This window comes from Mycobacterium sp. 852002-51961_SCH5331710, assembly GCF_001665535.1.
Classification (GTDB): Bacteria; Actinomycetota; Actinomycetes; order Mycobacteriales; family Mycobacteriaceae; genus Mycobacterium.
On record NZ_LZSQ01000046.1, the window covers coordinates 1 to 943 of the forward strand.

At 73.3% G+C, this 943-nt stretch carries 1 protein-coding gene; it reads right to left on the bottom strand.

Translation table 11 applies throughout. The features are described 5' to 3' along the window. A partial coding sequence (locus A5752_RS07905; RefSeq protein WP_231983354.1) for a DUF222 domain-containing protein occupies positions 1 to 910 on the bottom strand: 910 nt, incomplete at its 3' end. Positions 911 to 943 lie beyond the last annotated feature (33 nt).

A 943-nucleotide genomic window follows, 5' to 3' on the forward strand; every position in this document is an offset into this window, starting at 1 on the left:
TGGCGGTGCGGGCCAGGGTGGCGGCCAGCAGCGGCGCCGGCACCAGCCCCTTACCCATCAGATAGCCCGGATCGGTCATTGCCGGGCCCATGGAGTCGGCGGTGGAGTCGGTCGCGGGGTCGGTTGGCTCCTTTTGCGGGGCGTGGCCGTGCAGGGCGGCGGGGGTGTCATCAGACAAGGTGTCGTGGCGGGCGATGACGTGGATGACCACCGCGCTGGGGGTGGCGGCGGCGGCCTCACAGTCGGGACGCCCGCAGGCGCATTGCAGTCGCTGGGCGCCGTGGCCCAGGGCGCCCAGGGCGTCGGCGCGGCGTTGCTCGGCGGTGCGCGGGTCGTGGTCGCACACCGCGGCGGCCATCGCATCGAGGCGGGTGTCGAGGGCGGCGGCGTCGGCGGCGAACAACCAGCCCTCGATTTTGGCGGTGCCCGTTCCGTCGGGTGGGTCGTGGATCACCACGTCGCGGCCCAGCGCGGCGTTTTCGGTGCGCCGCACCGCGGCGGGGTCGTAGCGGTCCACGCAGGCGTCGATGCCGGCATCGAGCTTGGTCGCTGACAGGGTGCCCCAGCGGGTCAGCTCGCCGGCCAACTCGGCGTCGATTTTGCCCAGCGCGGCGGGGTCGCGCACCAGCCGGGTGCGATGAGCCACGGTGGCCACCATGCGGTAGGAGATCGCCCCGGTGGCGAACACCGTGGCCACCGCGGGTAGGCGCTGGCGCAGCTCATCGGCGATCGACAGTTGGTGGGAGGCCACCCCCAGCGACACCCCTTGGGCGGCGGCGACCTCGGCGGCCGCGATGGCCCAGTTGTCGATGCACCACTGTTCGCGATCGAGCGCCCCGGCCTGGCGGATCAACCCCTCCAGCACGTCGGCGGCCGCGGCCAGCCGGCGCGCGCACGCAGCGTTTTCCACCCGCGCCCACGCCCCTGTCTCTTATACACATCT